This window comes from Vibrio sp. 2132-1, from assembly GCF_033344315.1.
Genome location: NZ_JAWPON010000014.1, coordinates 1 through 13,849, shown reverse-complemented (window position 1 = coordinate 13,849; position 13,849 = coordinate 1). Strand labels below are relative to the sequence as shown.

Here is a 13,849-nt window from a genome sequence, read left to right as displayed (position 1 = left end):
AGTAATTTTAAGTAAACTTGCCACAATGATAGAAAAATTACCAACAAAACCACTTATAACCAACTCAATTGACCAAAAGTTAACCAAAGATAAATGAGCAGCAAGGCAAAACTTCCTAGGACGGTACGTTCACTCAAGCCCACATAGTTAGGCGTATGAAGTTTATTTATACCCGTTTAAAACAACTGGCTCATCTAGCCCTAACTTCACTCTATTTCTTTTAATAAGCGCTTTTGGTAGTGGAATAAACCCAGCATTTCGTACCTGTTGTGTATTGTTGTCGGTTGTAAGGAGTTCAAATAGCTTTGATTTTTTGATCTTCTGATTAGTGTCGAATTGTTTATTTATATAAACGTAATAGACCACGGAAAATGGATAGCGAAGAGAATAGATGCAATCTGTGCTCAAAGAGCATGAGTCATCGTTATGATGAACAGAGAGAGCCTTGTAGCTCGACCACTGTTCTGAGTATTTAAAATCGGAGTATCGCATATAAGCTTTGGCTGACAAGTCGTCACTTAAAGCCCGTTTCAATCGGTCTTCATCAAGCATTTGAATCGATGATTGACAACCATTAGAGCTCACATCTGGGTTACTTAAACGCATCTCCCCGAAAGCATACGTATTTGCATCACAGCGTTTCAATTCACTAACGGAAACACTATCTACCGTACTCTTTTGACTATTGATTACGACAATAGCGTTTGCCATTAAAAACAAACGTGTAGGCCTGTGGCCTCTTTCTCGTTGAAATCGGGAGATGTTTTCATCTGACCATTTCTTAGATGTGATCGCAATAGAGGTTCCGTCATTTAGCATGTCGTTAAAACCACCAGACTGAGATGCAAGCGCTACATTTACATTTGGCTCATCTATCAATGTTTCTATCGTTTCTAGTATCTCTGGCTCGACAAAAATCGATGTTCGAGCCTCAGAGTCAGAAAATGCCAGCGGTGAAATCAAACATGAAGTTAGAGCAAGGAAAGGCAAGACTTTAATTTTCATAATTCAGCTCCAACTTCGAATTAGGTGTCAACTCGCTGTCCGAACTAAATATAGTCCACGCTTGTTCAGTACTTTCAGCTTTCGTGTTTACAACAGCAATTGTGCGCCTTTCCCGTTTTTTTAGTTGTACCGTCAATGCCGTATTCTGATAAAACTCTTGCTCTTCAATTCGATTATCTTGAATGCCGTTTCTCACTAGCAATTCTCGTATAGCTGCCGTCCTTTTCTTTGCCAACGCTTTGTTGTATTCGAGTGACGCTTCAGGGCTTGTGTCTCCTATCAGTATGACTTGCGCATTTGGGTTACTCTGAAGCAGTGCTTTCAACTCGCTTAGCGGCATATCATGAGATGGCGTTACCTGATGCTCATCCATCGCAAAGAAAAAGCTGATCAGGTGTGTCTGCGAGTCGTTGACCCAATTCGCACAGCCTTCACTGTCAACAACCACACCTTTTGGCGTATCTGCGCAGTTATCTCGTTGGTTTATCACGCCATCACTATCATTGTCTTTAAGGTCGTTGTACTGGTAAGTGGTCAACGTCGTATTCGGTGATTCAGCACAGCCTGCTAACATGAAAACTAGAAGACTCGTCACTGCGAATTTATCCATTATTGTTCTCCTTCCAGTTCTCTGGATACTCAACTCGCAACGCATAAGTCAGAATCCCCATCGAGTTGAATAAACGGTAAGTGGCAACCAAATGATCGTACTTTGTTCGGGTGTAGTTCCGTCTCGCAACAAACGTTTCAACTTTGGCATCTAATACATCTAACAAACTGCGTCGCCCTACATTGAACTGCTGGATGTACCCTAATTCAGTTACTTTCGCCGCATCAACGTTGACTTTTAAAAACTCCATTTGCTGTTGAAGCAATGTATGTGCGTCCCATGCCAGCCTTACACCTTCATTCGCATCTAGTTCTGCATTTGCTCGAATAGCCCTCGCCTCCTCTACTCGCCAGGCAGATGACTCCACTCGGGAGTCTGTAGAAAAGCCGTTAAAAAGATCGTAGTTGATCGTCAGCATAACCTTTGCATCTTCGTTAATGCCTTCAATATTATCCACGTTGTCTGTTTTGTTGGCTGACAGCTCAAGCTTGAGCTCTGGGTAGTAATCCCCCTTTTCTCTTTTTACTTCATGTCGAGCCGCCTCTAAATCTTTCATCGCCGACTGTATGGATGGGTGCAACCTAACCGCTTGTTTGAGTGCTTCGTCAAGCTTATTCGGAAGCAATTCCTGCGGGTAAACAGGCTCAACTAAGTTTTGCGGCGCTCGACCAACTAAACGTACAAATCTTGTTCTAGCATCGGAAAGATTGTTTTGGGCGGCAATCAATGAGGACTGTGTTGTCGCGACACGCGAAGAAACTTGCGCTAAGTCGGAGTTGCTGGTTAAACCTTTTTCTTTTTTATCTAGAATGAAACGGTAGATCTCTTGGTGTTCATTTAGGTTTCTTTCTGTCAGTTTCATCAACTCTCGGGCATGTAAAACATCCACATACGCTCTGACAGTATCTAATGCAACATTTTCCGCAGATGCCAATAAGTCCAAGCGTTCAGCTTCAGCCTCGTAAGATAGGCGATCAACATCAGCACTTGTTTTAAATCCATCAAATAACAGTTGGGAGATTCTTACGCCCATCTCCGTTCTTTCTAATGTTCTATCTTCACTGTCGATGTAGTTTCCGTTGTTATATCGAGTACCTTCGTACCCTGCTGCTGCATACAAATTAACCTGAGGAAGAAATGAACCATTTATGGCATTTCGGTCTCGTACCATCGACTCATAGCGAGAATAGCGAGCAAGCAAACTGGGGGAGCTATCGAGAGATAACGTAACTGACTCTTCTAAAGTCAAAGCGTTTGGCGACGATGATACTGCAAACAAGACCAATAACGTTGATTTAAGCCGCATCTTATATCCTTATGTCTATCTTTCTCTGAGCGAATTCTCTTTCGCACGTAATATAGGTTTTAACCAATAATTCAGTACTGTTTTTTCTCCTGTAAGAATGTCTACCACAACCTGCATTCCCGGGATGATCGTAAACTTATCATCAACCTTGAAAGTAACGTTGGCACGGTAGTAGGCATTGCCCTCTTCATTTTGAAGTGCATCGGCGCTTACGTAGGTCACTTCTCCTTCTAGGCCTCCGTAAATGACAAAGTCATAGGCAGACAACTTTACCGTTGCCGGCAGGCCAGGCCTTATGAAGGCGATATTCTGAGGAGAAATTCTCGCTTCAACGATTAACGTGCTATTACGAGGGACTATTTCTAAAATAGGCTCACCCGGCTTAACCACACCTCCGATGGTTCTGACAAAAACATCTTTGATGGTTCCATCGACCGGAGAAAGTAACTGCGTTCGATTCAACTGATCCGCAATCGCCTGACGACTTTCATTGAGCTGCGCTAGTTGCGTCACAACTTCATTGAGCTGCCCTTGTGCCTCTGCCCTAAAAGCAAGCGCAGTACCACGATAGTCTGCGATGGATTCAGAATACACAGCCCTTTGCTTTTGGGCAGCAGCTTGTGAACTCGCGATGTCTCCTTTGAGCTTTATAACGTCTCTATTCAGTTTTAATAATTCCACTTCAGCCACCGCGCCACTAGAAACCACCTCTCTCAGCATATCTCGCTCTTTCGAGACAATAACCAGACTGCTTTTTAGTGTTTGAATGGTATTCAAGGTATCAAGATAAGCTTGCGATTGTTGCTCAATTCGCAATTTAGCCTCCTCCAGCTCAGACTCCAGTTGGCTCAACCGCTCAAGATAGTTTGCTTTGGCATTCAGATAGGCAGAGTGGCCGGTCATCGAAATATCAAATGTCTGAGGCTCGATACTCACTTGTTGTTTCCAATCCAGTTGGAGGCTATTCACTTTTACCGTTTCTAATTCAATTTGAAGCCTCTGCTTTCTGGCGAGCAAAGATTCAACTTGCTCAGAGGTCTCCGAATAGGTCGACTTAAACCTTGTATCATCCAGAATGGCGATGGTTTGCCCCTTAGTGACGCTTTCACCAGGCATGACAAGTAACTCCTTTAAAATGCCTCCCTCTAAGCTCTGAATAGTCTGAACAGACAAAGTAGGAACAACTTTTCCTTCGCCGACAACCACTTCGTCTAACCTCGCCCACGAGGCCCAAATAATCACACTCAGCACTAACGCGGCAGACAACCAAATCAACGTTCTCGAACGGTTTGCTAAATGAGCATTACTCCAACGAACTGTGCTCATCATTGACCTCCTTCGCGTACAATTGATACTGCGCGTACTCTGTTCGTCTTCGCGTTAGACTGTTGTTTAGCAAAAATTTCTTGGGGCGCTCCTTCCCTCAAAATTGTGCCTTTATCAAGCACAACAATTCGATCACAAAGCGATAATAAGGAATGTTTATGAGAGCTAATAATCATCGTCGTCGAGTGCGGCAACGATTTGAGAGCATTAAACAATGCATTCTCAGCAGGCTGGTCTAAGGAGCTGGTTGGCTCGTCTAAAATTAATGCTGCAGGGTTTCGATAAAAAGCTCTTGAAATCGCTACAGCTTGCCTTTGCCCCCCCGACAAATAACGCCCTCCTTCTCCGACTTGCGTTTCTAGACCATGAGGAAGGCGACTCATGTACTGGTTCAAACCCGATAATTCTATCGCACGGCGTAATCGTTCTTGATCAATAACATGATGTCCTAATACTATGTTTTCCATAATGCTGCCGTATATAAGATGCGAATCTTGGCCAACCCAACCCGTTTTCTCTCTTATCAATTCGGCGGGCCAAAGCTGACTGTCAATGTCATCAAAATAAACGCTACCCTGTAAGGCACTGAGTTGATTGGTAATAATAGAAAGGAGTGTAGACTTTCCTGCTCCTGCACTACCAATAACGCCAACGCGTTCGCCTTGCTTGATAGTAAGATTAATATCTCTCAAACATGGCATATCAACATCTGGGTATTGGAAGCTCACGTTTTCTAAACGTATATTCCCTGTAAATTCGGCAGACGTAATGACCTGACTGCGTTGCGCCTCCTGAGGTAAAGACATGATAGAATTTAAGCCTTCAACCGCTGTTTTTGTCTGTTGATAGCGAAGTAACAGCATAGCTAACTGGTTAATCGCCCCTGCAGCACGACCGCTAAGCATGACAATAGCAATGAGCCCCCCCATGCTGAGCAATCCCTCAGAAATTCTGTACACGCCTGTTACAAGTAACATTACGGTAATTATCTGCTGGCTAGATTGAATGGAGTAAGCAACGATATTCGAATAGTTTCGCGATTGATTTTGCCAATCAGAAAGCATGGATACCGTTTGCTCCCAACGCTTTTGTGCTTCTCCCGTAGCGTTATTTTGCTTAATCTCTTTTAAAGAGGACAATGAATCAAACAAGTGAGCTTGTCGCTTCATGGATAGTGCAGCACTTTCCGTATGTGATTGTTCTATTTTTGCTTTTACCGCAAAGCCAAGGATCAGCAGGGTAAACATGACGGCAATAGGTATGAACATCATTGCCCCACCTAGCCAACCTATTAAGACTAAAAATAACAACGTAAATGGGAGATCAACTAAGGTCACAAGAGATGCAGAAGTAAAAAAATCGCGAACACTATCAAAATCTTGTAGTTGTCGAGCGAATGCACCGACTGATGCAGGACGGTGTTCAAGTTTCATCCCCATAACTTTAGAAAAAAGTATCGAAGAAAGCTTGTTATCGATGTACTTACCCGCGGTATCAGTGACAACTCCCCTTGCTTTACGCAATAGCCAATCAAAAATAATCATGACGGAGACACCAGCGACCAAAACCCATAATGTACTGAAAGCTTGATTAGGCACTACACGATCGTAAACGTTCATAGTGAAAAGCGGAATAACTAGCGCTAGCGTATTGATAAGGAAAGAGGCAATCAAAAGATCTCGATACCACGGAGACATTTCTTTCACTACGGCGAAAAGCCAATGTTCATTATAATCCGCTTGAATAGAACTTATCCGTTTGTCCAGCTCTGGACGCATAGAAACTTGCCATGCTTGAGGCTGGAATTGATTATGCAGCTCCTCGCTCGTGACGTATTGCGTTTCACCTTGATCTTCACTAAATAACGTGACTTGATAATCGCTGTTATGTCGCTCAGATATAATAGCGGGTTGTAACGTCTTCCTATTGATTACCACCAATGGAAAGCTCAACATTGCGGTGGATTTTAAATCGATTAATGTGAGTTCAAGATCGGCTCGCTCAGCGGCTCTGATGAATAAGTCACTATCCAATCTACCCTCAACAAGAGGTAATCCAGAAAGCACCTTTTTTGTATGGTGTCTAACCTCAAAATAACGCATCAACCAAGTTAACGATTGCCCCCAAGGATCGTTAGTCAGCTCACTTGATGAGGATGAGTGATGCTTCATGACATACCACCTACTAGCAAGTTGTTGTCATCAATCATCTTCTGTAAGACATTTTCTTCGGCTACGCCAGTCGAGTCACCTTTGTAAAGCTGATCGAGAGTGACGCCCTGCATAAGAATCTGTTGTTTTGTCCCCGTCTCTTCTGGTTTTATGTGAAGCGTTACGCCATCATCATTCTCTGTTAAATCGAGCTTATTATCGACTTCTGTTATCGAGGTAGCGGTGATTATCGAGGCGATGTCAATTGTGTCATTATCATCACCAATAACGGATATTTGGAAATCGTTGATCACATCGTACGAGGGCTTTAACTCGTTACCGAGCCCTGAACTGTCAAACTGGAATACATCGCTGCCACTTCCTCCAATAAGCAAATCATTAGCATCTGTCGCAAGTAATGTTTGGCCCCCTTCTTCCACTAAGGTAACATTGACTGTCTGAGCAGCACCTTCTGCGACTGTAGCACCCAGTGTTGCAATCGGTTTTATCGACAACGAAAAATCACTTGCACCGCTAAACCCGCCAACGATGGAAAGATCAGCGACATCCTCTTGATCAACAGTATAAATGCCGTTCAATCTTTCACCATGACTCAACTCTAGATCTGTTGGTAATCCGCGAATCTCCACACTTCCAAACTCTTCGGGTGCAGGATTGACTAAATTCATGCTCAACCCCAAAGGAATACTCCCAGACGCTTCAGACACAATAGACTGATAATCGGCCGTTAGTGTTGGCTCATCAGCTTCAGGGGTAACAACAATGGTTAGATCGGTAGTTTGCACATCTCCAAAATCGGTTTCGAGTGTCTCTGACACTATCGCTTGATCAAACGTTCTAACATTGAGAGCAACATCCATCGTTCCAAATGCATCCTTCGGAATGAACTCCAAACCTGACACTTCATTTGCTCGCACTAATACCGTCGCCACGGCATTGCCCGCGTCATCGAAGGTAAAGGATGAGAATTGAGTTCCAATACGAATCCTACCTAAGCCTTCCAATGCAGAGGGTTCAGAGCTTGCTTTGATCAACATCGACACTTCTATATATTCGTTGCTATTTGTTTCAAAACCGCTCGCTAAAAAGTCAATCGAAATGGAATCACCTTCATCTCCAGTGAACGTGTTAGAGGTTGTATTCAAAGATACATCATCGCCAATCGGTTTTACGCCGACGTTGAACTGAGAAGTGGTATAGTTATAGTCGTTTGATCCAGACTCTTGGGTAATAGCTTGCAGTGTTAATGAAATATCCCCACTAAAATCTAGTGGCGGTAGAAAGTAAACCTTATCAAGTTGTGCTTGAGTTAGCTGCCACTCCTTGCTCTCACCATCCGTTGAACCGTTATCAGGGAGTAATTCGAACGTCCCATTATTGTCCCAAACCAACACGGCTCCGTCTGGCACTCCTGTCATGACCAAAGACATCGACTCAGAACCATCTTGATCGATTAATGATGCAGATAAGTTTCCTAAATAAATATAATTATCTTCATTACCAACTACGTCTTCTGTTTCCAGAACCGCTTTATCAACCACTGGGGCAATGGTAACGGTAACTTCTGTTGATTTAGTTTGAGTATCTTTCGCACTGTCAGTACTTAAACAACTTCCCGTGACTTCATCAGTAATGTTTGCGTCAACGGAAATAACAAGCTCTCCACTGTAGTTTTCAGGTGGGATTAACTGAATTTCGTTTAGACGCGTAACATCTGTCACTACCCATGTTCCATCACCGTTGTCAATGAGTAGGCTCGGGTCCACGGCAGTAAACCGCGCATTCTCGTCAGACACCGATAAAGAAACCCAATTGACACTTTCAAGGCCAGTCGCTGCGTCACCTTCTCCAGTAATGGACTGCATTGGCCCTTCACTATCGCCCAATACAAGAGCAAGATTCAGGTTGGTTATAGTATCTTCTTGAACCGTAACTTGGCTTGGTGCTATCGCGATATCATCGACAACAGGAGAGATTTGTACCGTAATGGTCTGAGCGGTTGTTTTCGAGTCACCATCGCATGGGGCCGTTTCTGTCACTTCTAAATTGAAAGTAATGCAACCAGCAAAGTCCTCATCCACGCCAGTAAGCGTCAAGGAAGACAATCCAGCGCTAGAAATTGAATAACCCAACAGATTGCCCGTATTATCATAAGCAGGTATCACACCTTCGCCAGTAAGCTCGACTCCTTCAGGTAAAGAATCTGCGGCGACAAAGAAGGAAACTAAGTTATCATCACTACTCGCCACATCAGGGTTTAAAAACGCCCCAATTGAGACATCTTCACCTTCTTTACCTACAATATCCCCACTTTGAACGCTTCCCGGTTCACCAGGATCAGCACACTGGTCTCCATCTCCTTCATGGCCAGTAATTTGAATTTGGAACTGACCTGTGATGTATTGAGCATCCGTTCCATCTCGAACATACGCTAACACATTCACATCAAGTATCTCTGTGTTAGATGGGCTATAAATCGATGCGCCAGCAAGCAAATCTTGAGCGGTTTCCAACACGCTATCACTTGTGATTCCTTCCATTGGAATCAGCCAGTTCCCATCGGCATCTTGAGAAGCACCATTCGGATGAGTAACAATGAGGTCTTGACCCTGCGGTATCTGTAAAACGATGTAATCGAGATACTCTGAACCATCAATATCCGCTTCTGTAAATGTAATGCCTCCACTCACGTCAACAGCAGACCCATCCGTACTTGTGAATACTTCAGTCGCGCCTTCTAAACGTGTTTTGTCAATATCTTCATTACCAATATCCACTTTTCCAGAAACCACGACGCTCAAAGAGCCATTGATTGCCTTTACATCAGTCTCCATCGTCGGAGACGTGTCTGTCACTTCGTACTGAACTTCCAGGCTAAACGTCCCACTTAGGTCTTCATTAGCTTTTACAGTGATTCGTCCACTGTTTAACAACTCAGATAATGTTGCCGAGCTACCATCGAGTAGTTCATTGAGTTCTAACGGTAAATTACTTTCCTCTACTGCATTACCATCAAAGTAAAGTGTTAAGCCATCTGAAATGGATACAATGGTGTATCCTGTCAAGGACTCACTAGAATCTATATCTTGATTAACGACAGGCTCAAGATTTAGTGTGATGAAATTGTCCTCAATACCATTGCTTTGTAATTCTTGACCGTCAGTTTGATCAACAATAGGTAAGATTTCCATTTCCACTTTAAGAGGGGTTTCAGCAGAATCACCATCCGGCTCTGTTGAAACGACGATAACATCCATGCTCAGTGTTCCACTAAAATCTTGCTCTGTTTTGAGGTAAGTGTTTTCAAGAACAGCGTTCGAGACCTGATAAACTGGCCCCGTTATTGGGTCCACGTATGCAATTGGAAGAGCAATAGGGTCACCATTTACATCTGTCAGTTGTGTTCCCACAGGGATGTTCTGAAGCAAGATATTAATTTCTTCTGATAGATCGTCGTCTGATGTCTGGATGATAAAATCCAGTTGTATCAGGTTATCTTCGTCTAACGTAGAGAGATTACTAATTACTTTAGTCGCTTGATCATATTGCCAATTCCCCTGTCCACCATCTAGGACAATTGGTTCATCGACCACGCCTTTTAGCTTAATGTCAATGGTTGCAGATTGGCTCTCGGCGGTTTCATTAAGAGGTGCTAAGCCATCAATAGTCGACTCTGTTGAAATGGCGGTTACTTGAAGGGATAGAGATTCAGTAAATGAGCTGATATCCGATTTTGGTTGAAGTAACGCCTCCGAATTGGCTAGAGCATTGGAGGTCACTAGGTAGGTATTAATACCGATAAGCGTAATCCCAGCTCCGACAGGCAATGTCCAACCATCTTGAACTTCTATGCGATAAGACAGAGACTCCGAGCCATCTGTGTCAGTGAGCCGCCCTAAGATGTACTCTTTTAAGTCAATCGCTTGGTCTTCAAGCCCCTGAATGTTTTTAACGGTCAGCGCAGGCACATCGGCATCTGGAGATATATCGATAACAACTTGCTCAGTGATCTCCGCTGTTTTATCTTGCTCATCGGCAAACACACTACCCGACTCAGTCGTTACTGCCGTTACATCAAAAGTAAATCTTCCGGCTAAGTTTTCGTTAGATGTGATTTCAATTTGATCTAACTCGGATTGGCTATACGATTTCCCTTCCTCAATAGCACTTCCGTTAAGTGTTAATATAAGTCCATCTGGAATATTCGAAATTTGGTAGTGGAGCGTTTCAGAACCGTCTTGGTCAAACTTTTCAGCGACAATATTGAGCGAAAGTGATTCAGCGGAATCTTCAACACTTTGATAAGAAAAGTCCGAATCATTAGACCACTCTGGCAAATCTGCAACCGGTAAGACGTTAACATTTAACGTGTTATTGCCTTGTAATACAAAACCATCTGGTTCGACATCAGATACGATTAATGCAGACACTGCTAACGAAACTTTGATAGTGTTGCCCGACAGGTTTAGTGCTGGTTGATAAGTGAGATCACCATTTGGAACAGTGAATATACCCACCCCCATTAGCTCTGTACCAGAAAGACTAATAAATCCGTCATTATCATCATCTTCAAGGCGCGCTCCGTCTAAAAACAGAGCCCCTCCTTGTAGAGATTCAACAGAGATCCTTATCGCTTCAACACGCTCATTATTCTCCGTATCCCCAGGAGAAACTCTAATCGGTAACGCGACTGGCGTAGGGTCTCCACTATTATTCGCGCCATTATCTTCTAACGTATCTACATTAACGGTTCGAATAAAGCCCCTAGCATCATCAAGAATTAATTGAGCTTCACTGCTTGCTTGGTCACCGTCTGCATCCGTCACAGTTATCGTTAGATCATCAAGCAAACCACCTACAGGCGTATTAACAATAAGCTCGGTAGTTAGCGTAAATGTCCCATCTTGAGCAATAGTCAGCGTTCCATATTTTAAGTTACCATCACTACTATTGATTAAATCGATGGTCCAAGCATCATTGCTAAATACCGAACTCGCCGTATCGTATGTTTCACCTGCATAGGTCAAACTTGAAATCAACGTGCCATCTGAACTGATTAAGTCGGCATTATTGCTAAACCAGTTTCCCGAAAACTCATCCCCCTCGGTAAGTTCAATTTCTATTGGTGAGCTTGTGTCTTCAGGGATATCATCTACTACACTAACGGTATATGTCTCAGCTTCAGACTGGTCGCCATCCTTATCAACGGCATAAATTGAAAAACTGAGTTCTAATGTGTTCTCGTCCGCTGGAACACCGTCAGGTTCATCGTGTTCAAGTGCACGGTATAGATCAAACTCGGCAGTCCCATCGGTATTAAATCTAATTCTAAAGACGTCTTGCTCGCTTTCATCTCTTGCATATAACCAACCATTCGAGTCCGGTGAATCAAGCGAAACCAGGCTACCACTACTTGTTTTATAGCCGAGCGCATTGAACATATCGATATTCACGCTCACACTGGCGATAGAGTCTGAACCTTGTAATAGCGTAATGGATGGTGACGAGCCCTCGATGCCAGAATCAAGCGAATCATCATTCAACCCGCTTTCATTGACTGTGATTCCCTCTGTAATTACTAGTTCCGGAAACAAGCCATCATAGACCAGTATGTTGGACTCCGTAGAGATCTCGCTTCCATCAGAATCTCTCGCCACGATGGGCATAGAGATCGACAATTGCGTCCCATCACCTAAAACATGGTCAAGCGAGTGATAAAGCTCTACAGTTACATTAACGGTAGACGTATCATTTGATGGCAAAGAGAAGTCACTAGGTAACGTGACCCTAAATACAACGTCTCCAGTGTCTGAAATTGCGTCAAAGCTTCCATCATTGTTATCGTACCAAGTGGCAGCCTCTCCGTTATAAGTAACAGCATCACCAAGCGTAGTTTTGACAGTATCTCCATCATTTATGTCAACACCCAGATACACAATCGGATCGAATGATGACGTAACTATCACATCCGTATTCGCTATGGCTGAAACACCATCAGGAGCAATGTTTGTATCGACAGGTGTTTCGGTTAACTCGACATTGCCACTATTGATTAGCGCTTGTTCATTGTCGTTATCTATCACATTAATGTCTAAAACGACCGACGTGTTATCTTGGTCTGAGTCCATTGCAGTAACAACGAGAGGCACGTTTGGATCAGTATTTTCTTGTTGGTCGAGAGCCTGAAAAAGCTCAAAGGAGTAGGTAATGTCGCTATTTGCATCAATAGGTAATGAAGCATTGAGGGTAGCTTGAAAGATGGGAATCTGAGTTTGCCCATCTTCGTCAAGAATATAACCATCAAGTGTTTTGCCATCCGCAGAGACTTGATAAAGCACAACTTGTTCACCACTCGTCAACAAGGGTTGTTCAGAGACGATGAACGACAAAGATTCGAGGTAATCACTGCCAACCTCAACTTGAAAATTCCCTGAGCTCAACACACTTCCATTTGCGAGATCAGATTCTTTTACTTCTACCCCATTCAAATTATTTAAAGTTGGGTCTGCGCCATCCTTTAGAACATAGTCAATTTCATTCTCTACAAGCGGTGTGGCATCTAAATCTACGCCACCAATGGTCAACGGGAAAGTGACCATATCACTGCTATTGAATTGATCGATAGGGTGCTCAAGAGTAAGCGAAATTGATGCTAATACATCGTTACCCGACTCAACGCCACTCAATGTTAACGTAAATACAGTGACACCATTCGCAAATGCTGTAATTTGCTTTCCACTGGAACTTAACGTGTAGCTAAGCTCATTATCAGAGACTGAGCTTGTAAGCCCTAATGCTTCTAACTTAGTAATAGATGACCCACCGAAATACAAACTACTCGGATCAGGGTTGTCAGATCCCGCGACAATATTGACAGTTCCTTCAAAGTTCAATATCGGGCCATCCAAAGGGACTTCTGTTACGTCTATAGTCGCATTGCCTACGTAACCTGCTTGTCCATCACTAATATCAATGGTCGCGTTAGCCAAGCCATAGTCTTGGGAGTCATCTGCAGCTAAATAGCTGAAAGAAACACTTTGCTCGACCGAATGATCTAGGTTTCGACCTGCATCAAACTGCCAAGAGCCATCAGAAAATACGGTTAATTCGCCTTTTTCTAAACTAAAACTTACGGATCCCCCCTCTAGAATTGACTTCTGCTCCCCGCCAGCCTCTACAAATTTCACATAAAGTGTTCCATCAAGATCAATATCATTTTCAAGTAGATTGCCCGTAATTGTTTGATCTTCTACGACTGAGTATGTGTCATCTCTAATCACCGGATCAGAGTCATAAATAGTAATCGTTAACGGTGCCACAACCGTCTCTTGTGTGCCGTCAGCATCACTTTGAGTGCTTTCAACCAATACGTTAGTCACCAGCTCATCTTGACCTACACCATGATCAATCGCTTCATAAAAAGTAATTTGA

At 43.3% G+C, this 13,849-nt stretch carries 6 protein-coding genes; all 6 read right to left on the bottom strand.

Features of this window, described 5'->3' with window-relative positions:
- Positions 1-162 precede the first annotated feature (162 nt).
- The 6 genes from R8N47_RS16160 to R8N47_RS16135 are packed head-to-tail and all read right to left on the bottom strand — an operon-like array spanning position 163 to position 13,797.
- On the bottom strand, positions 163-1,005 hold the full coding sequence (locus R8N47_RS16160) for a hypothetical protein (protein WP_064353876.1): 843 nt from the start codon (positions 1,003-1,005) through the stop codon (positions 163-165).
- Entirely contained in the window at positions 995-1,615 is a 621-nt protein-coding gene (locus R8N47_RS16155; protein WP_053303115.1) for an OmpA family protein, read from the bottom strand. The genes R8N47_RS16160 and R8N47_RS16155 overlap by 11 nt, the downstream gene beginning before the upstream one ends.
- Positions 1,608-2,921, bottom strand: a complete 1,314-nt coding sequence (locus R8N47_RS16150; RefSeq protein WP_054576924.1) for a TolC family outer membrane protein — start codon at positions 2,919-2,921, stop codon at positions 1,608-1,610. The genes R8N47_RS16155 and R8N47_RS16150 overlap by 8 nt, the downstream gene beginning before the upstream one ends.
- Before the next feature lie 15 nt (positions 2,922-2,936).
- On the bottom strand, positions 2,937-4,250 hold the full coding sequence (locus tag R8N47_RS16145; protein WP_047102180.1) for an HlyD family type I secretion periplasmic adaptor subunit: 1,314 nt from the start codon (positions 4,248-4,250) through the stop codon (positions 2,937-2,939).
- Complete coding sequence (locus tag R8N47_RS16140) at positions 4,247-6,418, bottom strand: type I secretion system permease/ATPase (RefSeq protein WP_064353875.1); 2,172 nt, start codon at positions 6,416-6,418, stop codon at positions 4,247-4,249. Before R8N47_RS16140 ends, R8N47_RS16145 begins: the two co-directional genes overlap by 4 nt.
- Positions 6,415-13,797 carry an Ig-like domain-containing protein gene (locus tag R8N47_RS16135; RefSeq protein WP_262594047.1) on the bottom strand — a complete coding sequence of 2,461 codons (7,383 nt, stop codon included), beginning with the start codon at positions 13,795-13,797 and terminating at the stop codon, positions 6,415-6,417. Before R8N47_RS16135 ends, R8N47_RS16140 begins: the two co-directional genes overlap by 4 nt.
- Positions 13,798-13,849 lie beyond the last annotated feature (52 nt).

Coding starts and splice junctions, on each gene's coding strand:
- R8N47_RS16145 (WP_047102180.1), bottom strand. CDS start 4,250: ATGATGAGCACAGTTCGTTGGAGTAATGCTCATTTAGCAAACCGTTCG.
- R8N47_RS16155 (WP_053303115.1), bottom strand. CDS start 1,615: ATGGATAAATTCGCAGTGACGAGTCTTCTAGTTTTCATGTTAGCAGGC.
- R8N47_RS16140 (WP_064353875.1), bottom strand. CDS start 6,418: ATGAAGCATCACTCATCCTCATCAAGTGAGCTGACTAACGATCCTTGG.
- R8N47_RS16150 (WP_054576924.1), bottom strand. CDS start 2,921: ATGCGGCTTAAATCAACGTTATTGGTCTTGTTTGCAGTATCATCGTCG.
- R8N47_RS16160 (WP_064353876.1), bottom strand. CDS start 1,005: ATGAAAATTAAAGTCTTGCCTTTCCTTGCTCTAACTTCATGTTTGATT.